This window comes from Halomonas sp. BDJS001, from assembly GCF_026104355.1.
Classification (GTDB): Bacteria; Pseudomonadota; Gammaproteobacteria; order Pseudomonadales; family Halomonadaceae; genus Vreelandella.
The window spans coordinates 3,754,413-3,780,744 of sequence record NZ_CP110535.1; the positions used below are offsets into that span (position 1 = coordinate 3,754,413).

At 56.9% G+C, this 26,332-nt stretch carries 28 protein-coding genes; 12 read left to right on the forward strand and 16 right to left on the reverse strand.

Going from position 1 to position 26,332, the window contains the following annotated elements:
* Positions 1 to 33: 33 nt before the first annotated feature.
* Complete coding sequence (locus OM794_RS17505; protein WP_170938491.1) at positions 34 to 186, reverse strand: hypothetical protein; 153 nt, start codon at positions 184 to 186, stop codon at positions 34 to 36.
* Positions 187 to 271: 85 nt separating this feature from the next.
* Positions 272 to 1,897 carry a BCCT family transporter gene (locus OM794_RS17510; protein WP_226250683.1) on the reverse strand — a complete coding sequence of 542 codons (1,626 nt, stop codon included), beginning with the start codon at positions 1,895 to 1,897 and terminating at the stop codon, positions 272 to 274.
* A gap of 218 nt (positions 1,898 to 2,115) precedes the next feature.
* Between OM794_RS17510 and OM794_RS17515 the strand changes: the two genes are divergently transcribed.
* Positions 2,116 to 2,475: a hypothetical protein gene (locus tag OM794_RS17515; protein ID WP_226250684.1), complete on the forward strand. Its 360-nt coding sequence runs from the start codon at positions 2,116 to 2,118 to the stop codon at positions 2,473 to 2,475.
* Between the two features lie 38 nt (positions 2,476 to 2,513).
* Here the strand turns inward: OM794_RS17515 and OM794_RS17520 are convergent, their stop codons facing one another.
* The 6 genes from OM794_RS17520 to trmB form a co-directional block, all read right to left on the reverse strand.
* The gene (locus tag OM794_RS17520) at positions 2,514 to 3,407 is read right to left on the reverse strand and encodes an AEC family transporter (RefSeq protein WP_226250685.1); all 894 of its coding nucleotides are present in this window, start codon (positions 3,405 to 3,407) and stop codon (positions 2,514 to 2,516) included.
* Between the two features lie 67 nt (positions 3,408 to 3,474).
* Positions 3,475 to 6,462 (reverse strand): bifunctional [glutamate--ammonia ligase]-adenylyl-L-tyrosine phosphorylase/[glutamate--ammonia-ligase] adenylyltransferase, encoded by a 2,988-nt coding sequence (gene glnE, locus OM794_RS17525; RefSeq protein ID WP_226250686.1) that lies wholly within the window; start codon positions 6,460 to 6,462, stop codon positions 3,475 to 3,477.
* A 49-nt stretch (positions 6,463 to 6,511) separates the two neighbouring features.
* Entirely contained in the window at positions 6,512 to 6,883 is a 372-nt protein-coding gene (locus OM794_RS17530) for a diacylglycerol kinase (RefSeq protein WP_226250687.1), read from the reverse strand.
* 34 nt (positions 6,884 to 6,917) lie between these two features.
* Positions 6,918 to 8,393: a D-alanyl-D-alanine carboxypeptidase/D-alanyl-D-alanine-endopeptidase gene (gene dacB, locus OM794_RS17535; protein WP_226250688.1), complete on the reverse strand. Its 1,476-nt coding sequence runs from the start codon at positions 8,391 to 8,393 to the stop codon at positions 6,918 to 6,920.
* 9 nt (positions 8,394 to 8,402) lie between these two features.
* The gene (locus OM794_RS17540) at positions 8,403 to 8,732 is read right to left on the reverse strand and encodes a DMT family transporter (RefSeq protein ID WP_226250689.1); all 330 of its coding nucleotides are present in this window, start codon (positions 8,730 to 8,732) and stop codon (positions 8,403 to 8,405) included.
* On the reverse strand, positions 8,729 to 9,394 hold the full coding sequence (gene trmB / locus OM794_RS17545; protein WP_226250690.1) for a tRNA (guanine(46)-N(7))-methyltransferase TrmB: 666 nt from the start codon (positions 9,392 to 9,394) through the stop codon (positions 8,729 to 8,731). Before trmB ends, OM794_RS17540 begins: the two co-directional genes overlap by 4 nt.
* 221 nt (positions 9,395 to 9,615) lie before the next feature.
* Between trmB and OM794_RS17550 the strand changes: the two genes are divergently transcribed.
* The 7 genes from OM794_RS17550 (at position 9,616) to OM794_RS17580 (ending at position 16,771) form a co-directional block, all read left to right on the forward strand.
* Positions 9,616 to 11,499 (forward strand): beta-ketoacyl synthase, encoded by a 1,884-nt coding sequence (locus OM794_RS17550; RefSeq protein ID WP_226250731.1) that lies wholly within the window; start codon positions 9,616 to 9,618, stop codon positions 11,497 to 11,499.
* Positions 11,496 to 11,990, forward strand: a complete 495-nt coding sequence (gene coaD, locus OM794_RS17555) for a pantetheine-phosphate adenylyltransferase (protein WP_035585562.1) — start codon at positions 11,496 to 11,498, stop codon at positions 11,988 to 11,990. The genes OM794_RS17550 and coaD overlap by 4 nt, the downstream gene beginning before the upstream one ends.
* 73 nt (positions 11,991 to 12,063) lie before the next feature.
* Complete coding sequence (locus OM794_RS17560; RefSeq protein ID WP_088699339.1) at positions 12,064 to 12,312, forward strand: YfhL family 4Fe-4S dicluster ferredoxin; 249 nt, start codon at positions 12,064 to 12,066, stop codon at positions 12,310 to 12,312.
* A gap of 5 nt (positions 12,313 to 12,317) precedes the next feature.
* Positions 12,318 to 13,607, forward strand: a complete 1,290-nt coding sequence (locus tag OM794_RS17565) for an MATE family efflux transporter (RefSeq protein WP_265153934.1) — start codon at positions 12,318 to 12,320, stop codon at positions 13,605 to 13,607.
* A 163-nt stretch (positions 13,608 to 13,770) separates the two neighbouring features.
* A complete protein-coding gene (locus OM794_RS17570) occupies positions 13,771 to 15,081 on the forward strand; it encodes a short-chain fatty acid transporter (RefSeq protein ID WP_226250691.1) in 1,311 nt (436 codons plus the stop codon).
* Positions 15,082 to 15,191: 110 nt separating this feature from the next.
* Positions 15,192 to 15,728: an acyl-CoA thioesterase gene (locus OM794_RS17575; protein ID WP_226250692.1), complete on the forward strand. Its 537-nt coding sequence runs from the start codon at positions 15,192 to 15,194 to the stop codon at positions 15,726 to 15,728.
* A 38-nt stretch (positions 15,729 to 15,766) separates the two neighbouring features.
* Complete coding sequence (locus tag OM794_RS17580) at positions 15,767 to 16,771, forward strand: ion transporter (protein WP_226250693.1); 1,005 nt, start codon at positions 15,767 to 15,769, stop codon at positions 16,769 to 16,771.
* 1 nt (position 16,772) lies between these two features.
* On the opposite strand, the gene OM794_RS17585 is transcribed toward OM794_RS17580, so the two are convergent.
* Positions 16,773 to 18,167 carry a PLP-dependent aminotransferase family protein gene (locus OM794_RS17585; protein ID WP_226250694.1) on the reverse strand — a complete coding sequence of 465 codons (1,395 nt, stop codon included), beginning with the start codon at positions 18,165 to 18,167 and terminating at the stop codon, positions 16,773 to 16,775.
* Positions 18,168 to 18,265: 98 nt separating this feature from the next.
* Here OM794_RS17585 and OM794_RS17590 point away from each other — a divergent pair, with 98 nt between their 5' ends.
* Positions 18,266 to 18,871, forward strand: coding sequence for a LysE family translocator (locus OM794_RS17590; RefSeq protein ID WP_226250695.1), 606 nt, complete (start codon positions 18,266 to 18,268; stop codon positions 18,869 to 18,871).
* 29 nt (positions 18,872 to 18,900) lie between these two features.
* Here OM794_RS17590 and OM794_RS17595 read toward each other — a convergent pair whose 3' ends face one another.
* Positions 18,901 to 19,272, reverse strand: coding sequence for an I78 family peptidase inhibitor (locus tag OM794_RS17595; RefSeq protein WP_226250696.1), 372 nt, complete (start codon positions 19,270 to 19,272; stop codon positions 18,901 to 18,903).
* 101 nt (positions 19,273 to 19,373) lie between these two features.
* The gene (locus OM794_RS17600) at positions 19,374 to 19,505 is read right to left on the reverse strand and encodes an entericidin A/B family lipoprotein (RefSeq protein WP_226250697.1); all 132 of its coding nucleotides are present in this window, start codon (positions 19,503 to 19,505) and stop codon (positions 19,374 to 19,376) included.
* Between the two features lie 173 nt (positions 19,506 to 19,678).
* On the opposite strand from OM794_RS17600, the gene OM794_RS17605 reads away from it, so the two are divergent.
* Positions 19,679 to 20,098, forward strand: a complete 420-nt coding sequence (locus OM794_RS17605; RefSeq protein WP_226250698.1) for an HIT domain-containing protein — start codon at positions 19,679 to 19,681, stop codon at positions 20,096 to 20,098.
* Here OM794_RS17605 and OM794_RS17610 read toward each other — a convergent pair.
* The 4 genes from OM794_RS17610 to OM794_RS17625 all read right to left on the reverse strand — a co-directional run bounded on the left by OM794_RS17610 (position 20,054) and on the right by OM794_RS17625 (position 22,787).
* Positions 20,054 to 21,130 carry a nickel/cobalt transporter gene (locus tag OM794_RS17610; protein ID WP_226250699.1) on the reverse strand — a complete coding sequence of 359 codons (1,077 nt, stop codon included), beginning with the start codon at positions 21,128 to 21,130 and terminating at the stop codon, positions 20,054 to 20,056. The two genes, OM794_RS17605 and OM794_RS17610, sit on opposite strands and share 45 nt — an antisense overlap.
* A gap of 90 nt (positions 21,131 to 21,220) precedes the next feature.
* On the reverse strand, positions 21,221 to 21,880 hold the full coding sequence (locus tag OM794_RS17615) for a DUF1007 family protein (RefSeq protein WP_226250700.1): 660 nt from the start codon (positions 21,878 to 21,880) through the stop codon (positions 21,221 to 21,223).
* Positions 21,877 to 22,236 (reverse strand): hypothetical protein, encoded by a 360-nt coding sequence (locus OM794_RS17620; protein ID WP_226250701.1) that lies wholly within the window; start codon positions 22,234 to 22,236, stop codon positions 21,877 to 21,879. The genes OM794_RS17615 and OM794_RS17620 overlap by 4 nt, the downstream gene beginning before the upstream one ends.
* The gene (locus tag OM794_RS17625; protein ID WP_226250702.1) at positions 22,233 to 22,787 is read right to left on the reverse strand and encodes a hypothetical protein; all 555 of its coding nucleotides are present in this window, start codon (positions 22,785 to 22,787) and stop codon (positions 22,233 to 22,235) included. The genes OM794_RS17620 and OM794_RS17625 overlap by 4 nt, the downstream gene beginning before the upstream one ends.
* Positions 22,788 to 22,920: 133 nt before the next feature.
* Here OM794_RS17625 and OM794_RS17630 point away from each other — a divergent pair, with 133 nt between their 5' ends.
* Both OM794_RS17630 and OM794_RS17635 read left to right on the forward strand, forming a co-directional pair.
* Complete coding sequence (locus OM794_RS17630; RefSeq protein WP_226250703.1) at positions 22,921 to 24,054, forward strand: glycerate kinase; 1,134 nt, start codon at positions 22,921 to 22,923, stop codon at positions 24,052 to 24,054.
* Positions 24,055 to 24,277: 223 nt separating this feature from the next.
* Positions 24,278 to 24,754, forward strand: coding sequence for a Dps family protein (locus OM794_RS17635; protein ID WP_088699324.1), 477 nt, complete (start codon positions 24,278 to 24,280; stop codon positions 24,752 to 24,754).
* 88 nt (positions 24,755 to 24,842) lie between these two features.
* Here OM794_RS17635 and OM794_RS17640 read toward each other — a convergent pair whose 3' ends face one another.
* Positions 24,843 to 26,309, reverse strand: coding sequence for an aminoacyl-histidine dipeptidase (locus OM794_RS17640; RefSeq protein ID WP_226250704.1), 1,467 nt, complete (start codon positions 26,307 to 26,309; stop codon positions 24,843 to 24,845).
* Between the last annotated feature and the right edge of the window lie 23 nt (positions 26,310 to 26,332).

Genomic DNA, 26,332 nt, shown 5'->3' on the forward strand with positions numbered 1-26,332 from the left:
CTATTGCGAAAAGTATTGCGAAAAGCAGGTACATTAGAGCAACCAGTGAGCGGCCACAGCAGCGAGACCAATGATCATCGCCGTAAGCACAGCCACTGTCACCACCCGATCAAGCCAGCGATCAAACCCCACCCCTTTAGCCTGTCTTCGTGTCGCCCCATGGCGCCCTTGCCGCGCCATTAGCATCTTCGCTTCATTCGTCGCTGCTCCCGAATTACCTTGCCCGGCAATAGAAGGCTTGGTTACTTTTTATGAGTACTGATGAGTGATGCTAACTATTAATGCGCCGATTGACCACACTCGGTGCACGGCGCAAGCGCTCCTCCTCACCCAGCAGCTCGGCTTCAAAGGCATCCGCCCCCACCGGCGTTTCGCCATGGCGACGATAAAGCTGGGTAAGCATCGCCTTGCGGTCTGCCCGTAGCTCCTGAACCAATACAAATACCATCATATAGAGGATAAAGGTGAACGGTAGCGCCGAAAGCACTGCAGCTGACTGCAGCCCTGTTAAACCGCCCGAGGCAATCAGCGTCAGGCAGATAGCCGCGATCAGCACCCCCCAAATGACGCGCTTGTAGAGCGGCGGGTTGATCGAACCATTATCGGTCATTTGCGCCACGATATACGAGGCCGAGTCAGCAGAAGTGACCAGGAAAATAAAGATCAGCAGCATCGCTACGACCGACAGCAGGCCGGTGAAGGGCATCAACTCAAACATCTCAAACAGCGCGACGGTTATATTATCCTGGGTTGCGGCCGCAAGCCCCACATCGGTGCCATTCAACTCCATATGCAGCGCCGCGCCACCGAATACGCCAATCCACAAACAGGCCAGCAGCGGTGGCACGAACAGCACCCCAAACACATACTCTTTAATAGTACGGCCACGGGACACCCGGGCAATAAAGGTACCCACAAAGGGCGACCAGGCAATCACCCAGGCCCAGTAGAAAATCGTCCAGCTGCTCGCCCACTCGTTATCGCTGTAAGGGGAAATGCGCAGGCTCATGCCAATAAAGTTCTGCAGATAGTCGCCAATACCCACCGTGATCGTCTCTAATATCGCCACGGTTGGGCCAGTGAACAGCACGTACAGCATCAACCCGATACATAAAATCATATTAAGGTTAGAGAGGCGTTTAATGCCTTTATCCAGACCCGACCAAGTGGATGCCATGTAAGCGCAGAACATCATGAAGAGAATCAAAAACTGCCAGAAACCGCTCTCTGGCAGGCCAAACACAGCATTTAAACCGCCGTTCATCTGCAGAACGCCCAGCCCAAGCGAGGTAGCCACCCCCATAACAGTGGCAACCACGGCAAAGACATCCAACCAGGAAGCATAGGGACGAATTTTAGGATTCTTAGCCGTGATTGACGACAGCACGGATGAGACCAGCCCCGCCTGCCCCTTGCGAAACTGGAAGTAGGCGATGATCAAACCAACGATCGAGAAAGCCGCCCACTGGTGTATCCCCCAGTTAAAGTAGCTGTATTGAATCGCGTAGCGAGCCGCTGCTTCCGTTTCGGCGGTTCTGTCACCATAAGGCGGCTCGATGAAGTGGGTCATGGGTTCCGCCATGCCATAGAACACCAGCCCGACACCAAAGCCTGCCGCCAGCAGCATGCTAATCCACGAAAAAAACGAATAGTTGGGCCGACTGTCCTGGGGGCCCAAGCGCACCTTGCCGTACCGGCTTAGCGCCAGACCAAACAGAAAAATCACAAAACCGAATACCGAAAATAGATAAAACCACCCGAATAGCCCAGTAATAGTCGTCAGTGCTCCCTCTGCCGCGTTGGCAAATCCTTCAGGAAATGACGCTCCAACAACTACCAAGCCAAAAATAATCACCACCGATGCGATGAATACCGACTTGCCTCCATGATTAGCCATATAACCGTCCTGTTAGATGAGCTCTATTTAGGTAAGCACAGCGTATTAAGCGCATGCTTGTACAACTAAGCCTGTCTTGTACAGCTTAATGGTAACAGTTGAAAAACCTCATCGCACTGCACCTGGAAGCTAACTAAGTATCTTCGCGCTACTCCCAACCAGTGAACTTGCTGGAGCAACTGTGTTCCAATGGGTGCGAATAACCGATGGAGGCTCTTATGCCACAGATGAATCGCGACCAACGCAATGCTGCATGGCAAGCGGCTAACCAATGGCGTGCCCGTGCTGCGCAAACCCAACCTACTGGCTTGGCGGGTAGCCTAAAGCTGCTATTCACATGGCTGGCGTTTGGCGCGTTAATGATAGTCGGTGTAGTACTCGGCCTGTTTTTCCTATTGATTGGCTGGGCAATGATGCCGTTTGTACGGCATAAAATGAAGAAACGTATGGAGCAGATGCGTGCCCAGCAGGCGCAAGATATCGGTGGCGGCTACTCCAACGGATCTACGTCGGCACATAATCGTCCAGGTCATCAGGACGTGTTGGAAGGCAGTTACGAAGTTAAAGATGAGCGTTAATCGCGCAGTGAGTGACTTTTTGCGCCGTCGATGGAAAGTTAAAGAGGCGCATACACCCAGGTAAATGCCGCCGCCAAGGTGAGCGGCATCACGACCAGACTCCCCAGGTTACCAATCAGCACTAACGATGCCACTTTCTGTGGCGCAAGCTTATACTGCTCGGCAACCAAGTAGTTCAACACCGCAGGCGGCAGTGCTGCAAATACCAGCAGCACCGCCGTTTGCAGCGCGTTCAGTGGCAGTAGCCACATCAACGGCAAGGCAATCACTAGCCCGGACAACGGGCAAAGTAGCGCGCCCAGAATTCCTGTCCGCCAGTCGCTAAAGTCGATCTCCAAAAGCCGCACCCCCAATGCAAACAGCATTAACGGAATACATACTCCACCCAGCATATGCATCGCCTCAAGCAGCCAGCCAGGCAGCGGCAGCCCACTGATATTCACCGCTAAACCCGCCAGGCTCGCTAGTACAATCGGCATACGCAGCATTCGCCATAGCGAGGTGCGCGGATTGAGCATGTAAAGCCCCACCGAAAAGTGCAGCAGCATTTCAACGATAAACACTACCACCGCCGCGGGAAGTGCCTCAGCACCAAATGCCAATACCAACAGCGGCACGCCCATATTGCCCGCATTGTTGAACATCATCGGGGGAAGAAAGATTTTACTATCCAGCTTTAGCCACTTAGTCAACGGCCACAGCACAACCCCCGACCCCAGCACCACCGCTATCGCTGCCGTAGCCAGCCAAGCGTATTCGGCCAATGGCGCTTGACGGTCGGCCAACACGGCAAACACCAATAGCGGAACGAACAGCTCCATATTGAGCGTATTGAGGCTGCGAATATCCGGCGTACGGTAGCGCCCATAGGCAGCGCCACAGCCGGCAATTAAAAATACCGGCAATAGCGTGGCCAAAATGTGTCCAATCATATGGGCCGTCCTACCCTATTCCTTGTTATCACTGTTGCTTCCTGGTTCGCTTGGACAAGCCGTCTAGCTAGCTGTTATCAGCGGTGGAGGGTTCAAGAAAGCGCTGCCAGAGCGCGGTGACGATATCGCGATGAGCACGGAACTCCTCACCATCGCTGAGCGCTTTCTGACCAGTGAGCGCCGCCCGGTGCGTAGCGCTACGATAAGCCAGATAAGCCTCGCGAAGACGCTCCGCCTCTTCAGCGGGTAAGTGCCCACTCTCCGTAAGACTCTCCAGAATGCGGATATTATCGCTGTAAGTAAGTAACTCAGGCGTTTGGTGAGCAAGTGCTAACACCGCGTATTGGCAGAGAAACTCGATATCCACCATCCCACCGGCATCATGTTTGACATTAAAGGTGTTGCTGGCGGCTTTGCTGCCCAGGTGCTCGCGCATTTTGTGGCGCATATTGACCACCTCTTCGCGCAGCGCAGCTTTATCTCGCTTAGCGCCCAGGATATCGCCCCGCAACTGACTGAATTTCTCGGCCAACGTCTCGCTACCCGCCACCACTCTGGCGCGCACCAATGCCTGATGCTCCCAGGTCCAGGCATTTTGACGTTGATACTCGGCAAAGGCTTTAAGTGAGGTCACCAATAGCCCGGAATTTCCCGATGGCCGCAGGCGCATATCCACTTCATAAAGCGTGCCGGTGGGCGTTACCGCGGTCAGCAGGTGAATAATGCGCTGCCCCAAGCGGGTAAAAAACACCGCCGTATCAATGGGCCGTGGGCCATCGGTCGCGCCTTGACCATCGCTATCGTGAAGAAACACCAAGTCTAAATCCGAGCTATAACCCAGCTCAATGCCCCCCAGCTTGCCGTAACCGACAATTAGAAACGCTGCCTCCCCGGTATTCAGCCCCTCAGGCACGCCGTGTTTGCGGGTGATATGTTTCCAGGCCATGGCCAACACGGTATCGAGAATCACTTCGGCGATAAAGGTTAAGTAATCGCTTACTTTCATCAGATGTCGCGTGCCAGCGATATCAGACGCCGCCACATGGAGCGTTTGTGCGTGTTTAAAAACGCGCAGCGCCTCCAGCTGGGCCTCTTCATCGTCCTCTGGCAGGCGATTCAGCGTTTGGCGCAGTTCATCGGCCAGGCGCGCTTTATCGGCGGGGGTATACAGCGTTTCCGGGGTCAGCAGCTCGTCGAGCAGAATGGGATAACGTGACAGCTGTTCGGCGATCCAAGGGCTGGCGGCGCATAGCCGCATCAAATGCTCAAGCGCCTGGGGATTTTCGCGCAGTAGCGCGAGGTAAGCGGTACGCCGCAACACGGCTTCAATCAGCGGCTGCACCCGTTCAAGGGCGGTATCCGGTGCTTCATTGCCCGCCACGGCATCCAACAGTAGTGGCATTAACGCATCCAGGCGCTCGAAGCCAATCCGCTGCATGCTTTGCACTTGCCGAGAATGATAAAGGCTATGCAGCCGCTTCAAGGCTTTTTCTGGCTCGTTAAAACCCGCATCCAAAAGATGCGCAGTCGCCTCCTGCACTTCTAACTCGCCGCGCCAAATAAGCCGCCACTGGGCCAAGCCGAGCTGGCTATCATTATTGGTCTCGTCGATATCCTCTTCGGGGTCGGCAATCACGGCATCAAAGTGCTGGCGCACCCGGTCACGCACTTCGTCGAGCTGAGCAATCAGCCCCGGCCAGTCTTCATGCCCCATGGCGAAGGCAACCCGCTCACGATCACCATCATCGCTGGGCAGGGTTTGTGTCTGGCGGTCTTCCAGCGCTTGAAGGGCGTGTTCGACATCGCGCATAAAGGCGTAATCAGGCAGCAGTTCATCGACCACTTCCTGGGGCAACAGGCCCAGCTCGGGCAAGTGATTAAGTGCCGTTTTCAGCGATGTCACCTGCAGTTCCGTATCGCGGCCACCCCGAATCAGTTGGAACGCCTGCACCACGAACTCAACCTCGCGAATCCCCCCCGGGCCGAGCTTAATATTGTTCTGCATGCCTTTACGCTTCACTTCGCGATTGATCATTGCTTTCAGCTCACGCAGTGACTCAATGGCGCCAAAATCGAGATACTTGCGATACACAAAGGGGCGCAGCCCGGCCAGCAGCTCACCGCCCGCGTCTAGATCCCCGGCGACCGGCCGTGCTTTGAGCATGGCGTAACGCTCCCACTCGCGGCCTTGATCCTGGTAGTAGCTGGAGAGCATGGAAAAGCTGCCCACCAACGGGCCGCCATCGCCCAAGGGCCGCAAGCGCATATCAACACGGAAGGCGAAACCGTCGGCGGTCATGGCGTCTAGCGCGGCAATCAGCTTTTGGCCCAGCTTGGTAAAGTACTCCTGATGCTCTAATGACTTACGACCGCCTTGGGTTTCGCCTTTCTCGGCAAAGGCAAAGATCAAATCGATATCGGAGGAGAGATTCAGCTCCCCCGCGCCCAGCTTGCCCATGCCCAGGATCACCAGACGCTGGGGGGTGCCGTCACTGCGGGGGGCAGGTAAGCCCCAACGCGGTGCGTAAAACTGCTCTAGCCAGGTTAACGCAGCTTCCAAGCATATTTCAGCGAGCTCCGAGACCGCCGTGGCGGTATCCCACATGCTATAGCCGGAGGCACGATTAAGGTCTCGCCAAATAATTCCCAGCATACGCTTGCGGCGAAAACGGCGTATCGCCCGCTGCATTGCTGCTTCGTCTTCGGCACTCTCCAATGACTCATTTAGCCAACTGGCCAGCTCGTCCTGCCCTGGGTTGACGTCCAACTCTCCGGCAATATCCAACTCGGCTAGCCACTGGGGGTAGCGGATCAAGGTATCCAGCGCAAAGGTCGATATGGCCAAGACTCTGGCAAGCGCCTCGCGGCGCGACTCAGAAAGCTCCTGCCAATTACTGGAAGGTAGCTCCTGCTTGGTCATCTCGGCGATATTATCGGCTTGAGCAAGCGCCTCGGTCAGCCGCTTCCAGGCGGACTGGGTGTCGGTATGTAACGACGCTGGCAGCGTCGACAACGGTAAAAAATCGTCGTTTCTAAGTCCTTCAAAAACTTGCATAACGACCTCGCTGACAGCGTGTTAATAAAGGTGCGGCTTTTAAATCAGCTTAGCCAAAGAATTTTTCCCAGCCCAATAGCCCCCAGGTGAGGCCGGCCATGATCAGCGACAGCATCACTGCTGCCGAGCCAATATCCTTGGCCCGCCCGGAAAGCTCATGGTGCTCGGTGCCGATCCGGTCAACCACGTTTTCAATCGCACTATTAAGTAGCTCCACTACCAGCACAAAAAACAGGCTACTCACCAGCAGCAGCCAACTGATAGGGCCTTCGCCAATCCACCAAGCAAGCGGCAGCAACACCGCAGTAATGCCTACCTCCTGGCGGAAAGCCGCTTCGTTTCTAAACGCCGCTTTCAAGCCTTTCCACGAATAGCGCGTGGAGTGAACCAAATGTGTTAAACCGGTATGCCCAGGTTTCATGCAGGTCGCCTCACCTTGTGAGCGTGGAGTTTGCTCAATTCGCTAATATCATTGCTTCTAGATCCAGTGACAACGGATCCAGCACCTCGGACCAGCTTAAATAGGGCGTACTGCTGTTCCCATTGACCATGACGCTAAATACCCCCCAGTGTCCTTGGGCGGTGCGAAAATAGCCTGCCGCTGCACGCACTGCAAAGGGTTGGTTAAGGGTGCCCGTTTTGATCATGACATTGTTTTGAAACGTGGAGGAGCCTCGCCGAATAAAGCGCATTACCCCGTTCGCAGGCGACTGAAAAGCCGCCACAAAGCTGGGAAACAGGCTGCCTTGACGAAACATGTCCTCCAGCATCACGTTAACGCCCTGGGCCGATGTGCGGTTTTCAGTGGTTAGCCCGCTGCCACTGTAGAGAGTTAACGGCCCGTGCCCAGGCAGGCTCTGAGCGTACGTTTCAATCGCTTGGCCTGCTTGGCGTAGCTGCGCCTGGGGCGTCTCGACGAGATCCAGCGCCAGCACATCGGCCATGTAGTTATTGGAGTAGTTCATGATGCGCAGCAAGAGCTCTTGCAGTGGCTGGCTATCCACTGCTGCCAGCCGCCGGGCACTGCTGGGCGGCTGTGACGAGCTGACGCGCCACGGCTCGCGCACCGAAATGCCCGCCTGGTTTAACATACCCATCAACACTTGTGCGGTGATTTCGGCGGCATCGCCCGCGCCACGATAGACATCACGCGCAGTCGCGTTGGTGGAAATCTGGCCTGTTAGCCGCATTACGTCACCGCGCTCATCAGTGACACGCTCAGCGCTAATCTCAGTACCACTATTGGCCGGGCGAGTGACGACTTGGTTATCGATAGTAATCAGCGATGTCTGGCTATCGCACAGTCCCACCTGGGCAGGTTCCCCTGCGCTGGCGGCAGGGGCGACATTGACGCACCAACTGCCGAAGTTAACGCCTGCCGAGGAGAGTGGCGCGCTATACGCATTAGCCACACGGCTGAGCGCATTGCAGCGGTCGGTGGTAATACATTCCACCGGCCCAAAGCGCCACTGGCTGACCACCAAAGCACCCTCAACTTCACGCACCCCGGCTAAGTGCAAACGCTGCACCAAACGCCATAGGTTTTCAGTGGTGAGGCCCGGATCCCCGCCGCCCTCAAATACCAAATCGCCACGCAGCACACCATTATCGATACTCGCGGTACTGACCAACTGGCTGGTAAAGCGATGCTGGGGGCCAAAGCGGTTGAGCGCCGCCGCGGATAGGTAGGCTTTAGTGACCGAGGCTGGCGATAGCTGGCGATCCGGAGAGATGCTGCCTAACAGCGCGTTGGGCCCCGCATCGGCATCCAAAAGGCGTGCCTCGGCACTAATCGAAAAGCCTTTATTCTGCAGTTGGCCCAGGCGGTTGAAATCAGCGAACGCGCTGGCACTGACGCACAGCGCCAGCGTCGCGACACCAGCCACCAGCGACCAGCGCTGGCGACGCTTACTAGCAAAAAAACACCCCATTACAGCCCCTCAATACACATTCATTTTAGAAAACACTTGCAGCATGACCACACCGGCAACGATCAGGCTAATGCCTACCACCGCCGGCAAATCGGGCTTTTCACCGAAGGCCACTATGCCGACCAGGGTAACCAATACAATGCCCAGGCCCGCCCAAATCGCATAGGCGACCCCCACCGGCAGCGTGCGCAGCACCAGACTGAGCAAATAGAAAGCTACCCCGTAGCCCACTACCACCACCACACTGGGTAGCGGGCGCGTAAACCCCAAAGAGGCTTTTAGGGCGCTCGTGGCGATGACTTCGGCCACAATCGCCAGCACCAAATAGACAAACGTCATGTTCGCTCCAAATCAACACATAACCGCCATAGTGCCTGCCCACTTCGAGCATACTTAGCCTCGAATGGCGTTAAATAGTCTTCTTTAGGCGCAATTTCAGTTACCGCTGCCTGTTGACCGGTTACCTGTGCTACCGCCAAGGCAAACTCTTCTACGTAAAGTGACCAGTTTGAGCGCAGCTCAAGGCGCCCGCCAAGGGCCAACAGTGTGGGTAAAACCGCATGGCCATGCCAGCGCATTTTTAAGTGCCCCGCCTTAGGGTAAGGATTGGGATAAAGCAGAAAATGATACTCTGGCGCCCAACCAGCCTGGTAGGCCAAACGCCAAAAGTCGACCAGGTCGGCTCTTACCAGCAGCGCATTGTCAGGCAACGTGCCGTGGTCACGCCCCAAACGATCCTCGCTGCGATCCACGCCGATGACCGCATGGGCGGGGAACTGCGCCGCCAGTTGACGTGTCGATACTCCTACTCCACAGCCTGAGTCGAGTATCAACGGTGCCTGACGACCCGCGAGCCACTCCACCGCCAGGGCAAAGCTATGCTGGGTATGTTCGGCGATCGGTTTACGCAAAGGGTGCATTAGCGCTCGGCTCACCCGGCGTGCCAAATCCTGATGCGGGCCTGGCTGATTGGAAATGACGGGTCGAGAATTATGTTGCATGCCATTACTCGGCTGAAAAGCGTGATTCTATCAGTCTCGAACGCTTGCAGCATGACGCCGTTGCACAGCCGGTGCTATGATCACGCCTGACATCGTTATTAGCGACCTTATTAACCGCATGGTACTGGGCAAATTTTGCTCTTTAAACATGCCAATAATTGTTATTACCACCACTGCACCACGAGGAACCCGGCTTGTCACACTTACCGGTGATTGTCGGCATGGGCGGCATCAATCCCGCTGGCAGAACCTCTGGCCATCAGGCCTTCCGCCGCACTGTGCTTGATGCCCTTCCTGCTGACCAGCAACGCCAGACACTGGAAGGCTTGGCGGCGCTTATGCGCCTAGTAGAGCACTCTGAAAAGGGGTGGCAGAACAGCCAAGGCCAACCCGTCGATGACCCGGCGCAGTCGCTGCGTGATCAGGTGTTGAAGCATACCCTGATCCGGCGCAATGAAGACCCGCGCTTTCTCGACCCAGGCATGCCAGCCAACCGGCAAGCCAGTATGCAACTCACCGAGCCGCTGCGCTTTAGGTTACGCCGCCGCCAGTTGCCCGAACACTTGCCGGAGGATTGGCAAGTGCGCGATATAGATGCCCGCGAGGTAGAAATAAGTGTACCCGCAGGGGTGCTGGAGGTACTGCTACCCGACGCCCAGCTACCCAAGGTTCGCGCGGCGGCTCAGCTACCCAGCGGTTTTGACCCCGCGAGCCTTTACCGCAGCGTTCACCACCCCCGTGGCCTCTCTCTGGCGGTATTTGGCGCCAGCGACTGCCTGGGCGCCAGCGGCCTCTCCTGGGAGACGCTGCGTCAGCAGCTGAACCCGGATCATATTGCCGTGTACGCCGGTAACTCCATTGGTCAGTTAGACGATCAGGGCTGGGGCGGATTATTGAAAAGCCTGGTGAGCGGCCAGCGCGCTACCTCCAAGCAGATGCCCCTGGGCTATGGCCAGATGCCCGCCGACTTTTTAAATGCCTACGTATTGGGCAGTGTGGGCGGCACTGGCGCGGCACTGGGTGCCTGCGCCAGCTTTCTGTATAACCTGCGTCTGGGCATTGATGACATTCGCGCCGGACGCCGGCGTGTGGTGATGGTCGGCACCGCAGACGCCCCCATCACACCGGAAATCATTGAGGGCTTCCGGGCCATGGGCGCGCTGGCTGACGACGCTGGATTAAAAGCGCTGGATGCACTGGAACTGCTCACCGACAGCGACTATCAGCGCGCCTGCCGTCCATTTGCACGCAACTGCGGCTTTACCATGGCAGAAGCCAGCCAATTTGTGCTGTTGATGGACGATGCCCTGGCGATGGAAGTCGGCGCGGACATTCTCGGCGCCGTGCCTGACGTATTCGTCAATGCTGACGGTTACAAGCGCTCGATTTCGGCGCCGGGGATTGGCAATTACATTACCCTGGGCAAAGCCGCTGCGCTGGTGCGCGATATGCTGGGTGAAAAATCGCTCAAAGAGCGCAGCTTTTTGCACGCCCATGGCACCAGCACCCCCAAAAACCGCATTACCGAATCCCACGTATTCGACGAAATCGCCCGCGCCAACGGCATCAGCGGCTGGCCGGTAGTGGCGATCAAGGCCTTTATTGGCCACTCCCAAGGCTCCGCAGCGGGCGATCAGTTGGCGAGCGCCCTGGGCAGCTTTGCCCACGACCTACTGCCGGGTATCCCCACACTGGATGCGGTGGCCGACGATGTCTACGCTGAGCGGCTGCACTTCTCGCAAACGGCACAAACATTTCGTGCGGACGCGACTTTTCTGAACGCCAAGGGCTTCGGCGGTAACAATGCCACCGGCGTGGTGCTGTCACCAGCGGTGACCGAGCGCCTGCTGACTCAGCGTCACGGCGCGGCGGCGGTGAGTGCCTGGAAAATGCGGCGCGAAACCACCCGTGAAGCAGCAGCGCTCTACCTTTCCCAGGCAGACCGTGGCCACTACGCGCCCCGCTATCAGTTTGGTGAAGCGGTGCTGGAAGGCCCCGAGCTGGGTATTCATGCCGACCGGATTCATATTCCTGGTTACGACCACGCCGTCTCATTAACCAGCGATAATCCATTCGGTCGGCTGGATGAGGAGAGCGAGCAATGAGTACGCGGAAGCTGAATATCGCCGTCTACCCCGGCACCTTCGACCCCATCACCAATGGCCATTTTGATCTGATCGAGCGCGGCGCGCGGATGTTCGACAAAGTGGTCATCGCGGTCGCGGCCAGCCCCGGCAAAAGCCCTCACCTCGACCTGGAAACACGCATGGCGCTGGCGAAAACGGTCTGTGCGTCGCTACCCAATGTTGAGGTAATCGGCTTCTCGACCCTGCTCACCACCATGATGCATGAGCAGGGCGCGACGATCATTCTGCGCGGCCTGCGTGCGGTTTCCGACTTTGAGTACGAGCTGCAGCTGGCCAATATGAACCGGGCGCAAAACCCAGAGCTGGAGAGCGTGTTTTTAACCCCCGCGGTGGAAAACTCGTATATCTCATCAACCATCGTGCGTGAAATTGCCAAGCTGGGCGGCGATATTTCTCCGCTGGTGCATCCTCAGGTCGCCGAAGCGCTGCGTAACCACTACACTAGCTAACCAACGCCATTGTTGAGTAAAACACTCAGGTATTTGATAGCCTGGGTGCGAACGCCATCTGCGAGGTATGCCCATGGCCCTGATGATTACCGACGAGTGCATTAACTGCGACGTCTGCGAGCCCGAATGCCCCAACGATGCTATCTCCCCTGGTGAGGAGATCTACGTCATCGACCCTAATCTATGCACTGAATGTGTCGGCCACTACGATGAGCCCCAGTGCCAGCAGGTCTGCCCGGTAGACTGTATTCCGCTTGACCCAGAGCGCCACGAAAGCCATGAGCAGTTGATGAAGAAGTACCGCATCATCACGGCCGCCTAAGTCTAATGCGGATATGGGCCCTCGCCTGGCCAATCATTCTCTCCAATATCACCGTCCCGTTACTTGGCTTGGTGGACACTGCTGTGGTCGGACACCTGCCTGACTCCCGCTACCTCGCAGGCGTTACCCTGGGCGCTACGCTGTTTAGCTTTCTTTATTGGGGTTTTGGCTTCTTGCGCATGGGCACCACAGGGCTGGTCGCCCAAGCCATGGGGCGCGAGAGCGGCACTGATGTACGCAACCTGCTGGGACAGTCACTGATCATCGCGCTGGTAATTGGCAGCCTGCTGATTGTGTTTGCCTCGCCGCTGATTACGCTGGGTTTATGGCTATTGGATGGCAGCGAGGTGGCCACCGACTTAGCCCGGGAGTACGCCCATATCCGCCTCTGGTCGGCACCAGCAGTGCTCGCCAACTACGCCATATTGGGCTGGTTTTTAGGCCAGCAGAACTCCCGCGTCACACTGATGATTCTACTGCTTACCAACAGCGTCAATATCGTGCTGGATTTATGGTTTGTGGTCGGGCTAGGCATGACCAGTAACGGCGTGGCCTGGGCCAGCGTCATCGCGGACTACAGCGCACTGGCGTTCGGAAGTTATTTGGTGCTTCGCCAGCTAACCCGACTAGAGGGCCGTTTTTTGCGCGAGCGCCTGCTGGCACTCACGGCTTACACAGCCTTGTTTAACGTGAATGCCAACCTGTTTGTGCGCACCCTGGGACTGCTGTTTGCCATGGCATTCTTTACCGCTCAAGGTGCGCGTCAGGGGGATACCGTACTTGCTGCCAACGCCGTACTATTGCAATTTATCATGCTCACCAGTTACGCCCTGGACGGCTTTGCTCACGCGGCAGAGTCACTGATTGGGCGCGCCTATGGGCGCCAGGATTGGCGGGATTTTGCCGCCACTGTACGCGCCGCCGCACGTTTTTCGTTCTGGACTGCCGGTGCTGCGGCCCTGCTGTTCGCGTTAGGTGGCAATGCACTGATTGCGCTGCTCACCGGCCTAGAAGAGGTGCGCACGACCGCGGCACACTATTTACCCTGGATGGTCGTGATGCCGCTGATTGCGGTATGGAGCTACCTGCTTGACGGGGTATTTATCGGTACCACCGCCGTGCGCGAAATGCGCAACAGTATTTTTATTGGCCTAGCCGCCTACCTGCCCGCCTGGTGGCTTAGCCAGGGGCTGGGCAATCATGGACTATGGCTGGCGTTTACGCTGTTTACGCTGGTTCGCTCAGCTGTCCTGATTCATTACTATCGCCGTTATCGGCTGGCCCGTTGGCGTTAAAACCGTTACGCCTGACCCTAACTGCGCTAACGTAAGCTTTAACGGGTAGCTTCAACGTGAAAATTTCTGTACTCACCCGTATATTAGCTGTGTCGTTGCACTTCCTATGCACTTCCAAGACCTTGCTTAGCCACTTTCTAATAATGAATAAAGAGAGCATCCTATGCTTAAAATGATCTCAAAACCGGCGGTAAAGCTGGTGGAGCGCTATCTCCCCGATCCGTATATTTTCGTTCTGCTGTTGACGTTAATTGCCTCGGTCGCTGCGATTGCCATTGAGCGCCAAACACCGCTGGCGGTGCTGCGCTTCTGGGGCGATGGGTTCTGGGGCTTGCTGACGTTCTCGATGCAGATGCTGCTGGTGCTGGTTACCGGCTTTATGCTGGCAAGTTCGCCGCCGGTTAAACGCATTCTGCAAAAAATCGCTGGCACTGCTAAATCTCCCGGCGGCGCGATTATCCTGGTGACGCTGGTCTCATTGGCAGCCAGCTGGATCAACTGGGGGTTTGGCCTTGTGGTCGGTGCGCTATTTGCCAAAGAGCTGGCCCGGCTGATTCGCGTTGACTACCGTCTATTAGTGGCCAGCGCTTACTCCGGCTTTGTGGTGTGGCACGGCGGCCTGGCGGGCTCGATACCTCTCACCATCGCAACCGAAGGGCACTTCTCCGCCGACCAGATTGGTGTCATTGGCACCGGCTCTACGATTTTCGCCTTCTTCAACCTCGCCATTGTAGTCTGTCTGTTTATCGCTATCCCGTTGGTAAACCGCATGATGCTGCCGGATGAGAAGGATAGCGTCTACGTCGACCCCAGCGTGCTGAATGATGAGTCCGAACCGGTGGGCCGCATTACCCGCCCTGCGGAGCGCCTTGAAAACAGCATGCCCCTCGCCCTGTTGGTCGGCGTGCCGGGGCTGCTGTTCCTACTGGATCACTTTTTACTGCGCGGTGGCAGTCTCAACCTGAATATCGTTAACTTTATGTTTCTGTTCCTGGCCATTGTGCTGCATCGTACGCCGCGCAACCTACTCAATAGCTTGAACGAAGCGATTAAAGGCGGCGCCGGGATTGTCATCCAGTTCCCCTTTTACGCTGGCATCATGGCCATCATGGTGCAGTCTGGGCTCGCAGAGAGCATGTCCGAGTGGCTGGTCTCCTTTGCCACCACCACGACACTGCCGTTCTGGTCGTTTATCAGCGCCGGGATTGTCAACCTGTTCGTGCCCTCCGGCGGCGGCCAATGGGCAGTTCAGGCACCGGTCATGCTGCCTGCGGCCGAAGCGCTAGGCGCGGACATTTCGCGGGTAGCCATGGCGGTGGCCTGGGGCGATGCCTGGACTAACCTGCTACAGCCCTTCTGGGCACTCCCGGTACTCGCTATTGCAGGCCTCAAGGCGAAAGATATTATGGGCTTCTGCCTGATTCAGCTGTTTATCACCGGTATTATTATTTCCGTCGGTCTGGTCTGGTTTTAAAAAGAGATTAGTTTTAAAAAACCGCTAATGGCTGCCCGTCGTCCAGCTTGCCCATCATATAAGTGGCGCGGGCAGCCGTTATGAGTTTCAAGTAACAGCAGGAGCACCGTATGACAGACGCCGAAATCAGCGCCAACGCTGCCCTGCCTGGGCAGCATGAACTCTCCATGACCGTTTTGATGACGCCCGATATGGCGAACTTCAGCGGCAAAGTGCATGGCGGCGCGATTCTTAAAAAACTCGATGAAGTCGCTTTTGCCTGCGCCAGCCGCTATTCGGGCCACTATGTGGTGACCCTGTCGGTGGATCAGGTGCTATTTAAGCAGCCGATTCATGTCGGCGAGCTGGTCACCTTTTTAGCCAGCGTCAACCATGTTGGTCGCTCGTCGATGGAGGTGGGCATTAAGGTCGTGGCTGAAGATATTCGTAATAAGTTGATCCGTCATACCAACAGTTGCTACCTCACCATGGTTGCGGTGGACGCTGATGGTAAACCCGCCAGCGTACCGCCGCTCAGCTTGGCAACGCCCTTACAGCAGCTACGCTTTGAAAAGGCGGCTTTACGCAAGAAGTTACGCAAACAGGCCGAGAAAGAAGAGCTGTTTACCCAGCATCAGTACCCGCCTAATACCCAGTCAAACACATAGCCCTCGACATAAGCCCCATCCAACGACAAGGAGTTCGTATGTCCGCCAGGGAACGCTACCCGCACCTGCCGAGAGCGGTTGAATACGCCCACATTGGTTGGGATTTTTTCATTCTGACGCTGGTAGTGATCAACCTCTCTCTGCTGCTGTTTGATTCACTGTTTCTGCTCGGCCCCATTAACCAGGGCATCGCCAATCTTGCCCCCGGTTTTCACACTTTCTATGATGAGGTGATTCATAGCCGCTTCATCACCATCGACCTGGTATTTGTTAGCTTTTTTATCGCCGATGTTTTGCTGGGCTGGTCAATCGCCATTGCCGAGCGGCGCTATCATCGCTGGTTCTTCTACCCCTTCGTGCATTGGTATGACGTGCTGGGCTGTATTCCTCTGGCGGGCTTCCGCCTGCTGCGTATTTTACGCGTCGTATCGCTGCTCCACCGCCTCCACCGCCTGGGTCTTATTGATGTTACCCGCTGGGATATCTATCAGTTTTTTGCCAAGTATTACGATATTTTGCTTGAAGAGCTCTCTGACCGCATTGCCCTGCGGCTACTGGGCAATGTGCAGGAGCAGATACGCGCCAGCGACTCTCTCACCGAGCGCGTCATTGAGCGCGTGATCATGCCGCGCAAAGCGCAGCTGATTCATGAGATCGCTCAGCGGCTGGAGAGCACCATCGGCAAAGCCTACCAGCACAACCGCCCATCCATTATGGCAGCGATCAGCGAGTTGGTGAGCCGCACGTTACGTGAAAGCCCCGAAATTCAGCGCCTGAACCGGCTGCCCATGGGGCAGCAGGCCACCAGTGCGATGGAAGCCTCGCTTAGTGGTGTTGCTCAGCGTCTAGTCGATGAACTGCTGCTAGGCATTCATTCGGATGAGTTTAGACAGTTAGTGGAGCGCACTGCCGACAGTAGCTTCGACACTTGGCTGACGGTTGACGAAGGCAGCAACCGGGTTACCGAACAGGTGCTGTACGATGTGCTCGAAATGCTTAAAGAGCAGGTCAATCGGCAACGCTGGAAAGACCGCTATGAGTAATTTACAACGTGGCAGGGGCTAATGGGCGCTCAGTCAAACAGGCGGCGATGATACTCAATGCCTGAATCAATTCACTGCGATCCGCCGCGGCGCCAATACATAGCCGAATCGCTTGCGGCGCCGGCGTGCTCCCTACACAAAAGGGCTCTGCACTGCTGACCTTAACGCCCCGCTGCAGTAGTCGCTCACACAGCTCTCCGGCCCGGCTCCCCTCTGGCAGCGTCAACCAAACATTACTGCTGTGAGATCGCCCGCTGAGGGTAAACCCTTGCAGCCATTCGGCAGCCAGCCGCTGACGCTCCACCAGCTCCTGGGTCTGCCAGGTAAGTAGCTTTTCAGCCGCAGCCTGGTTAACCCAGTGACAGACCACATCGACCATTAGCGGCGGCACCATCCAACTCTGGGCGCGTAGGCCTGTCGCTAGCCGCTCATGTAAGCTTTTAGGCGCGCGCAGCACGCCTATCCGCAGCCCGCCCGCGAGTACTTTAGCGGTACTAAACACAAACAGCGTGCGTTCCGGCGCAAGTTTATAAAGAGGCGTACCACGCTGCTCAGCGGGCAGATACTGCACGCCATCTTCAATCAGCCAGATATCGTAGCGCCTTGCCAGCGTTACCAGTCGTTCGCGGCGTGATTCGCTTAAACAGGCGCCGGTGGGGTTGTTCTGTTCCGGCGTTAGGTAAATCGCTCTAGGTGGCTGCCGGGCACACTGCGCCTCAAGCAGATCCATGCGCATCCCTTCACCGTCTTGACCAATGCCTACCAACTTTAGATGACCCTGCTGCGCTGCGCTGATGGCACCGGGATAGGTCAAGGCATCGGCGGCCAGCAGATCGCCTGGCCGAAGCAAGGTGCTGAGCGCCAGGCTAATGCCGTGCTGGCCACCCTGGGTGATGAGCAGTTCATCGGCCATTAGTGGCATACCTAGGGTATTTAACCAGCGAGCGAGGACTTCACGATGCTCATGGCGCCCCTGGGCCCCTTGATAGGTAACGCCACGTGCCAATGCTGCCCCAGATTGGCTTAAAGCATGCAGCGCTTCGCTCAATAGCGACTGTCGCAGCGGATTAGGAGGCGGCAGGCTAAGGCTTAAATCGATCACACCGACCGTTTCGTCAGTGGGGAGTGTCAGGCTAAAAGCACTGTTTTGGGTTTGGCTCTTTACGTAGGTGCCGCTACCCACTCGTGCCGACACCCAGCCATTACGCTCCGCTTCAGCGTACCCCCGGGTAACCGTGCCAATGGTCACACCCAGTGCATCTGCCAAACGGCGCTGGGGCGGCAAACGCTCCCCAGGCCGAAGCTCACCTGCCTGGATAGCGGCTTCAATGGCACTGGCAATAGCGCGGTAACGTGAACCAGAAAACTCAGCTAGCGAAGGCACCCACATTGTCATGGTGACAATAAAACCTTTGACGTCAATTTAAACCCCATTATGCTAACAATACATCCTTAAAAGCAACTCTCCACCCATAATTGTATGGATACAATAAAATGAACAGCGAATGGTTAATCCTCGGCCCGGCCGCACTCTATATGATGTCGATGACCCTTACGCCGGGCCCGAACAACGTCATGCTCACCGCTTCTGGCGCCAACTTCGGTTTTAAGCGCACACTGCCGCACATGTGGGGAATTTTAGGTGGCTGCTTTCTGCTGTTCGCGGGCATAGCGCTGGGGTTGGGGGTGCTGTTCGAACGCTACCCGGCGATTCAAACCGCACTGCGCTGGGTCGGCAGCGCCTACTTGCTCTATTTGGCATGGAAAATCGCCAGCGCCCCGCCACCCAATCTTAAGGCGCAGGCCCATAGTGTCCCCTTTACCTTTTGGCAGGCGGCGGCATTTCAGTTCGCCAATCCAAAAGCGTGGGTAATGGGGCTAGCGTTGATGGCAGGTTTTCTACCCGAAAGCGGCCAACCGGTATTTAATGCGCTGCTACTGGCAGGCTTTGCAGAAATGGTAGCGCTGCCCTGCATTGCCTTATGGGCTGCCTTTGGCACGGCCATTGGGCAGTGGATTAAAAGCGACGGTGCATGGCGGGCGTTCAATATGACTATGGGGGTGTTGACCGCCGCCTGCGTCGTGCTGATTTTGGGGTAACAAAACGTCAACAGGCCCTAGCCCTAGCCCTAGCCGCAGCGCAGATCTTCAACCATATCCTGATCGTCAAGATGCACATTCAAACGATCCGGGCGGTGATCCATGGTCGCCATATCACCAGGGCGAAGTACGCGCACTTGTCGAGCGCCGCTGTCGCTTTGTAACTGCGCAGCGTTAGCCTCATCGAAGGGCTCACCGATAGCCGATTGGATAGCGTCTGGATCACAGCTGGCGGCTTGCTCATCACTGGCGCCATTCGACCCTACCGTTGGCGGCGGTGGCGCAGCGTCTACGTCATCGTTGGCAGGGGAAATAGGCATTTGCGAGTTAACACAGGCCGTTAACAACAGCGCACAGGCACTAACAGCGGCAAACTTAACCAAAGACGTACAGGGTTTCATCCTTGAATCTCCAAAAAAGTAGGTTATAGGGATAGGCCATAAACCCCCCACGGGCCAGGCGTTAGCCTAGCCCGTGGGATACTACCATCTTTCATGCAACCTTAACTTGCTGCATCCTGGACAGCTTGACCGCCCTCTTCAACATCCTGACCAGCGCCAGCAATAGTATTGCAGCCCGTTAGAACACCCGCCGTCATCAGCAGCATAAAACTCATGGCCAATAATTTTTTCATTTTCCGTTCTCCTTAACGATCATTCATCATCGGGAAACTCCCCTGGCAACGTAATTTGCCACTTGGGAGTTTTTTCAGGGTAACAGCGTTTTGGCAATTGCGCTCACTTTCCCTACTTCACTTCGCGGCGACTATACTAGCCATGACCAAAACCACTGTCTGGAGCCTAACATTTGATCAATTTCGAGCTAGATGAACGTCTTGCCGCCGACACCTTCCCCATCGCAGACTTACCGCTAAGCCGCGTGCTGCTAATGAATGACGCGCGCTACCCTTGGGTGATCCTGGTGCCGCGCCACGCTTCTATTAGCGAAGTATTCGAGCTTTCTGCCGACGACCAGCGGCAGCTGTGGCGTGAAGCCACACAGCTAGGCGACGCAATGAAAACAGCCCTGGGGGGAGACAAAGTCAATATTGCTTCGCTAGGCAATGTGGTTAGCCAACTGCATGTGCATGTGGTGCTTAGACACCACGGCGATGCCACCTGGCCTGCCCCGGTATGGGGCAATGGCTCACCCGAACCCTACGATCTGGATGGCCAGGCGCAGTTACGGGATCAACTGCTGGCACTTATCCATGACCTCGATGTATAGCCTACCGCTACCCGTTAATGGGTGACCTTGCCGAGCAGGCGGCTCGTTGAGCAGGGGCCCACTGGCAGGCTGGGTAATACCCGCAATGCTAAGGGAGGTGCCCAACACCACGATCAACGCACCGCCGGCTAAGGCTACCCAGCCGGTGGCTTTTTGCACGCCACGCTGGCTGTGCCGCGGCTTGGATAAGCGGCGTTGTGCCCAACCGCGGGCAAAAATGCTCGCCAGCGCAAGCGCTGACACCGTTATCCCAGTGCCGATCGACATGGCCACGACCGATGCCACGCCCACCTCGAACTGCCCCAGCAAGCTGGCTGCGCCTACCATTAGCACGGCACCGCTACAGGGGCGCATACCAATGGCGCCGACCGTCATCACCGCTGTTCGCCAATCCAGCACCTGCTGCGGTTCAATATGGTGCGCACCACCGCAGCAGTGACTGTGGTCATGGCTGTGTGCGTGGTCTTGATGCTGCTCTTCGCCTAGGCCGTGGGAGTGGATAATTCGCTCTGGCTGGTAGGCTCGCCGCAGTTGCTTTACGGCTCGCCAACATAGCCATGCCCCTAAGACCGCTACCAGCAAAAAACTGGCCTGCTCCACCCAGACAACGCTGCCCATGGCTTGCCGAGTCACCCAGCCCAAGCCATATACCAATACCACGACTAGCACGATGGCGGTCACCCCTTGCAACAAAGAGGCGGCAAACGACAGCCCCAGGGCGCGCTTGACCGCACCGCCGTGAGTGGCTAGATAAGTCGCCAATACGGCTTTGCCGTGCCCCGGCCCGGCGGCATGAAAAATACCGTAAGCGAAGCTAAGGCCCAACAGACTCACCCATGTCATCATGGAAGGGGTACGCGACAATTCGGTAATCGCCAGCGTTAGCGAACGGTGCAGATCACGTTGCCAACCAAGCAGTTGGTAGCTCACGCTCTGAAACCCGCCTTGCCAAGCAATCATAAGCACTACTGCGACTAACAGCAGACCCAGCATTACCCCTAGGTGTCGTTTGAAGGGCCGTGTTAATGACATCTTACCGCTCCACCGCAAAATTGTTACAAGGTAACATAAACACAGTTATAATTGATAGTTTGAGCATGACCAGCACGCTTTAAATAACCGCTAGCGACAATCAACTTGGCCAGTTTCAGCAAAATAGCGCCCCAAGCCGGGCTCACCACTCTCATCCTTATCGAGCAGCGCCGCTTGCATCACCATTTCAGGGTCTGGATCAGCAGGCAGGATAGACAACTCGCAGGCAGGCTCACCGTGGAGTATCAGCGCATCATCCTGGGGTTGGCCACCCTCCTCCTCGTGTACCACCTCGATATAGTAAGTGGGGTCAAACACTTGGTAACTAAGCAGAGCGTCTGTCAGCGGCTGAGGTGTCTCCAGCGGCAGGATAAACATAAAGACGAGTCTCCCATCGCGCCCCATGGCGGTATATTCGCTTACCTCGCCTAACGCCTGGCGCTCACCGTTAATCTTCACTTCGGTTAAATAGTGCTGCGCGGCGAGATTATCGCGAATCTCTCTGCCAAGCTGATCCAGGCCCTCCTCCAAACTGGCGTTTTCCACCTGCTGCAGCTCTTCAAAAACCACCAGACTGTAGAAAGGATCCATCCGCCAGGTTTGATGCAGGCCACTGACCACGCCCTGATCATCGGTGATGACCCGTACACTCAAGTCAATCCAGCCATGAGGATGGGCACGGGCTTCGGAGCTGACCACAAAGCTGCTCATGGCCAAGCAAACGGCAACGGTGCTCCCGGCCCACTTCATGGCGCAACTCCTAATTTATGCTGCAAGGCGACAAGCCAAGGGTCGAGCAACCGGGGCGGCAGTGGCTGGCTGCCTCTAAGTGCAGACACCCGCACGCGGCTGCCACTCGCCTCTTCGCTCACCTGTAGTTGCAAACGGTACTCCGGCCAGCGGGCAAGCGATGCTTCCGCTCGCCCCAACGACAGATCTGCATGGCGCACCACATACCCCTGCTCCACCATCAGCTCGACCGCATCGCGAAACGTCTCTTCTGGAGAGGTAGCATAAACCAGTTCACGGGGCTCTAAAGGCGTCGTCGTCGCGCAGCCAGCCAGCCCTCCCAATAGCCCCACTAAGAACCAGTGGCGAATTTTCATAACGGCCTCCCGGTCGCAGGTAGGGTTTTCGCAAAGCGGGTTTGAAAACGCTGACAGAAATCGTCATTGCTGGCACTGTAGGATTCGCGCAAGTCGCCCCAGTGATCGAAGCGGCGAATATCACGGGATATACGAATATGCGCGTCGTCCACCAGTAGCGACACACGTTCGACCTCCACCGGCTGTTGGCCTACGCCACCGCCAAAACCACCCCCTATACCGAACCCTACCCCGGAACCCCGGCCTACGCCCAAACCACCAAATAGGCGCATCCCATGCCCATAGCCGAAGGCATCATCGTAAGGGTCGTAATAACCGTGTAGCGGGCGTTCGCGGCTAGCGCTGATCAACCCCAAGGTGGTATCGGTAGAGTTCAGGGTAAAGCCCCACTCGGTGAGCACATCAACGCTGGTTTCCAGTGCCTGCTCATGGGCGGCGGAGAAGTAGCACGAAGCCGCAGGCGCGGGTTCTGCTTGAGGCAGGCGATCAGGGACTACCTGGCAACCAGCAAGTGCAAGCAGACAGGTTAAGCTTATGGGTATCGACTTCATGTTAGATCCTTTAACGGACGAGGCCGCTGGTTCGGCGCAGGCTAGCGCGCTAAGCTCCCAAAGGTGATCATACTTAACTGATACTGTAATGAAGACACCGTATTGAAGACACTCTTTTGCGGAGATCGTGCTAATGAATGTGTTGCTTTGCCCCGACAGCTTCAAAGATGCGCTCAGCGCCCAAGACGCCGCTGCCGCCATGGCGCGGGGTGTACAGCGTGCCGCACCTCAGACGCACGTTCAGGTTTGCCCGTTGGCTGACGGCGGCGAAGGCAGCTTGGATGCGCTGATCGCCGCCACCGGCGCCGAGCGTCGCCAGCTAAAGGTTCACGATGCCCTGGGGCGACCTCGCCAAGCAGCCTGGGGCTGGCTGAGCGACCAGCGTACCGCGTTTATTGAGCTGGCAGAAGCCAGTGGTTTACAGCACCTTGAGGCCGATGAGCGCACTGCGCTGCACACCTCCACATTCGGGGTGGGCGAATTGCTGCTGGCGGCCCTGGATCAGGGTGCTGAGAAAGCGCTGCTACTGCTTGGTGGCAGCGCGACTAATGACGGCGGTGCGGGCATGCTCCAGGCGCTGGGCGCACGCTTCTTAGATCAAAACGGAGAACCGCTGCCCCCTGGCGGCGCGGCGCTTAACCGACTAGCTCGCTTAGAACTCGAAGGGCTAGACCCGCGTTTAGCCAAGCTCAGCCTGGAAGCCGCCGTTGACGTGGATAACCCACTGCTGGGCGAGCGGGGCGCCAGCGCGGTATTTGGCCCACAAAAAGGCGCATCCCCGGAGGAAGTAGAGCAGTTGGATCGTGCGCTGGGGCACTTCGCTGATATCAGCGCCCATGTCTTAGGTGATGATTACCGCACCCTACCGGGCGCAGGCGCCGCTGGCGGCATGGGGTTTGCAGCCAAGGCCTTTCTTAATGCCACCCTGAAGCCCGGTATTGAGATGATTATGCAGCAGGCCGATATGAGCACACTCTTGGCCAATACCGACTTGGTGATCACCGGTGAAGGGCGCCTGGATGGCCAAAGCTTGTCTGGCAAAACCCCGATTGGCGTCTCCCGTGCCGCCCAACGCCTCCACAAACCCGTTATTGTACTGGCGGGCAGCCTGGGCGATGGCTGGCAGGCCTGCTTTGACGAGGGTGTCACGGCAGCGTTTGCGCTGGCCGATGGCCCCATGTCCTTAACCGATGCCCTGCCACGCACCGCTGAACTGCTGGAAGCGCGCTGTGAAAGTCTGTTGCGGCTGTGGGTGCACAGCCCTTGAAACAAGCCTTGAAAAAAGCCTACGCCGCCAGCATCTAATAGAGTACTCAAAGGATAGCGGCAACGATGTAAGGTCATAGCGCTGATGTACAAATGCTGATGCCGAAACGCTATGGCAGCGATGCAAAAAACTTGTTTTGCAGCGCCGCAAAGACGCCCTATTCTGGAAGCATGAATTCACCGCCGCCTACCGAAACACGGCGGCATAAATGAGGAAGCAGGATATGACGGATACCAATAGCATTGGCCTACACGAAGGTAGCGCTAGTCAGCTCGCCGAAAAGCTCAACCACCTGCTGGCCAACTACCAAATTTTCTACATGAACGTGCGTGGCTACCACTGGAATGTTCGTGGTAACGATTTTTTCGAGCTGCACGCCAAGTTTGAAGAGTTCTATACCGACCTGCTGACCAAAGTAGACGAGGTTGCCGAACGCATCCTGACCCTGGGCCACAAGCCGGTACACGCTTACAGTGACTACGTGAAACTCTCAAGTATTCAGGAAGATAAAGACGTTCACGACGGCACTACCTGTGTCAAAGGTGTGCTCAAAGGGTATCAAACGATTATTGAGCTGCAGCGTGAACTGCTGTCGCTCGCCTCTGACGCCGACGATGAAGGCACCGCCGCACAAGCCGGTGACTATATCCGTGAACAGGAAAAAACCATCTGGATGCTCAACGCCTACTTGAGTAAATAGGCGTTTAAAAAGTTTTTAGTCATCCTGACGTCAAACGGCACCCATTTTGGGTGCCGTTTTCGTTGCGCTTATCGATTGAAAACGCGGATTAACGTTGCGTCGCGAGATCCTCGATCAACGCCCGCAGCAGCGTCCAGAACTCTTCCACCGAGGCTAACTCCACCCGCTCATCCGGCGAGTGGGCGCCGCGAATCAGCGGCCCAAAAGAGATCATATCCAAATGCGGGTATTTGCTACCAAGAATGCCGCACTCAAGCCCGGCGTGGATAACCTTCACCTCCGGCTCGCGTCCCAGCAGCGCCGCATGGCGGGCATTAAAGGTCGCCAATAGCTCGCCATTCGGATTCGGCGCCCAGCCTGGGTAACCGTTCTCGACTTTCACCCGTGCGCCAATCAATCCAAACAGCGCTTGAAAGCGATCCGCCATGGCGACCACCGCACTGTCGTGCAGCGAACGAACCAGCGCGCAGAGGTGCAGCCGCCCATTCTCCAGGCTTAGCACTCCCAGGTTATTGGAGGTTTCTACCACGCCGGGGACATCGGCGCTCATCCGCTCGACCCCACAGGGAGCAGCGTGGAGTGCTGCCAACAGCATAACGCTGGCGTCCAAGGTTAGCGGCTCCGCTTCGGGCGCCTCGGTTAGGGGTTGAACGCTGATGCTAAGACCACTATCACCACTGCCCAACTCTCTTAGCAGAATCGTTTCCAGCCCCGCAATAGCCACCATGGCGGCGTCGAGTTCATCGGCGGGCAGCGCTACCTGGGCAAAGGCTTCCCGAGGGATGGCATTGCGCAAGGTGCCGCCGTGGTAGCTAATCAAGCGCGCGTCAAACGCTTCCAAGGAGCGCAAAACTCGAACCAATAAACGGTTGGCATTTCCCAGCGGTTTATGGATATCAATACCGGAGTGGCCACCCTTTAGGCCGGTCAAGGCGATCTCGATTACTCGCTCGTGATCGGAAGTGGCGGCGCTGGGCAACTGGGCATCCACTTCAACGTCGGCACCGCCCGCGCAGCCAATATAGACCTGGCCCCGATCTTCGCTGTCCAGGTTAAGCAGCAGCGAGCCTTCCAGCCAGTTCTCCGCCAGGTTCAGCGCACCGCCCATGGAGGTCTCTTCCTCCAGGGTAAAGAGTGCTTCCAGTGGCCCGTGGCGTAAATCAGGGTCTTCCAGCACGGCAAGAATGGCCGCCACGCCCAGCCCGTTATCTGCGCCCAGGGTAGTGCCATCGGCGTGTAGCCAGCCGTCAGCCACATAAGTGCTGATTGGATCGCGGGTAAAATCATGGGCGTGACCGCTATTGGCCTGGGCGACCATATCCAGGTGGCCCTGGAGCACCACCCCCGGGGCCTGTTCACAGCCCGGGGATGCCGGTTTACGTAGGCGTAAATTACCGAAGCTATCGCGGTCATGGGCGAGGCCTTGGGCATCGGCCCAGCTTTCGAGGATAGCGACGAGTGCCGACTCATGCCCGGAGGGGCGCGGCGTGTTACATAGCGTTCGAAAGTGGCGCCAAACCAATGAGGGCTCAAGCGCGTCAAGATGTGCGTTCATAAGGACTCTTCGTTATCGGTAAC

Coding starts and splice junctions, on each gene's coding strand:
- OM794_RS17620 (WP_226250701.1), bottom strand. CDS start 22,236: ATGAAAATTCGCCACTGGTTCTTAGTGGGGCTATTGGGAGGGCTGGCT.
- OM794_RS17575 (WP_226250692.1), top strand. CDS start 15,192: ATGACAGACGCCGAAATCAGCGCCAACGCTGCCCTGCCTGGGCAGCAT.
- OM794_RS17580 (WP_226250693.1), top strand. CDS start 15,767: ATGTCCGCCAGGGAACGCTACCCGCACCTGCCGAGAGCGGTTGAATAC.
- OM794_RS17510 (WP_226250683.1), bottom strand. CDS start 1,897: ATGGCTAATCATGGAGGCAAGTCGGTATTCATCGCATCGGTGGTGATT.
- OM794_RS17610 (WP_226250699.1), bottom strand. CDS start 21,130: ATGTCATTAACACGGCCCTTCAAACGACACCTAGGGGTAATGCTGGGT.
- OM794_RS17570 (WP_226250691.1), top strand. CDS start 13,771: ATGCTTAAAATGATCTCAAAACCGGCGGTAAAGCTGGTGGAGCGCTAT.
- OM794_RS17635 (WP_088699324.1), top strand. CDS start 24,278: ATGACGGATACCAATAGCATTGGCCTACACGAAGGTAGCGCTAGTCAG.
- OM794_RS17515 (WP_226250684.1), top strand. CDS start 2,116: ATGCCACAGATGAATCGCGACCAACGCAATGCTGCATGGCAAGCGGCT.
- OM794_RS17595 (WP_226250696.1), bottom strand. CDS start 19,272: ATGAAACCCTGTACGTCTTTGGTTAAGTTTGCCGCTGTTAGTGCCTGT.
- OM794_RS17530 (WP_226250687.1), bottom strand. CDS start 6,883: ATGAAACCTGGGCATACCGGTTTAACACATTTGGTTCACTCCACGCGC.
- trmB (WP_226250690.1), bottom strand. CDS start 9,394: ATGCAACATAATTCTCGACCCGTCATTTCCAATCAGCCAGGCCCGCAT.
- OM794_RS17585 (WP_226250694.1), bottom strand. CDS start 18,167: ATGACAATGTGGGTGCCTTCGCTAGCTGAGTTTTCTGGTTCACGTTAC.
- OM794_RS17565 (WP_265153934.1), top strand. CDS start 12,318: ATGCGGATATGGGCCCTCGCCTGGCCAATCATTCTCTCCAATATCACC.
- OM794_RS17550 (WP_226250731.1), top strand. CDS start 9,616: ATGGGCGGCATCAATCCCGCTGGCAGAACCTCTGGCCATCAGGCCTTC.
- OM794_RS17640 (WP_226250704.1), bottom strand. CDS start 26,309: ATGAACGCACATCTTGACGCGCTTGAGCCCTCATTGGTTTGGCGCCAC.
- OM794_RS17540 (WP_226250689.1), bottom strand. CDS start 8,732: ATGACGTTTGTCTATTTGGTGCTGGCGATTGTGGCCGAAGTCATCGCC.
- coaD (WP_035585562.1), top strand. CDS start 11,496: ATGAGTACGCGGAAGCTGAATATCGCCGTCTACCCCGGCACCTTCGAC.
- OM794_RS17630 (WP_226250703.1), top strand. CDS start 22,921: ATGAATGTGTTGCTTTGCCCCGACAGCTTCAAAGATGCGCTCAGCGCC.
- OM794_RS17625 (WP_226250702.1), bottom strand. CDS start 22,787: ATGAAGTCGATACCCATAAGCTTAACCTGTCTGCTTGCACTTGCTGGT.
- OM794_RS17505 (WP_170938491.1), bottom strand. CDS start 186: ATGCTAATGGCGCGGCAAGGGCGCCATGGGGCGACACGAAGACAGGCT.
- OM794_RS17560 (WP_088699339.1), top strand. CDS start 12,064: ATGGCCCTGATGATTACCGACGAGTGCATTAACTGCGACGTCTGCGAG.
- OM794_RS17520 (WP_226250685.1), bottom strand. CDS start 3,407: ATGATTGGACACATTTTGGCCACGCTATTGCCGGTATTTTTAATTGCC.
- OM794_RS17615 (WP_226250700.1), bottom strand. CDS start 21,880: ATGAAGTGGGCCGGGAGCACCGTTGCCGTTTGCTTGGCCATGAGCAGC.
- glnE (WP_226250686.1), bottom strand. CDS start 6,462: ATGCAAGTTTTTGAAGGACTTAGAAACGACGATTTTTTACCGTTGTCG.
- OM794_RS17600 (WP_226250697.1), bottom strand. CDS start 19,505: ATGAAAAAATTATTGGCCATGAGTTTTATGCTGCTGATGACGGCGGGT.
- OM794_RS17590 (WP_226250695.1), top strand. CDS start 18,266: ATGAACAGCGAATGGTTAATCCTCGGCCCGGCCGCACTCTATATGATG.
- dacB (WP_226250688.1), bottom strand. CDS start 8,393: ATGGGGTGTTTTTTTGCTAGTAAGCGTCGCCAGCGCTGGTCGCTGGTG.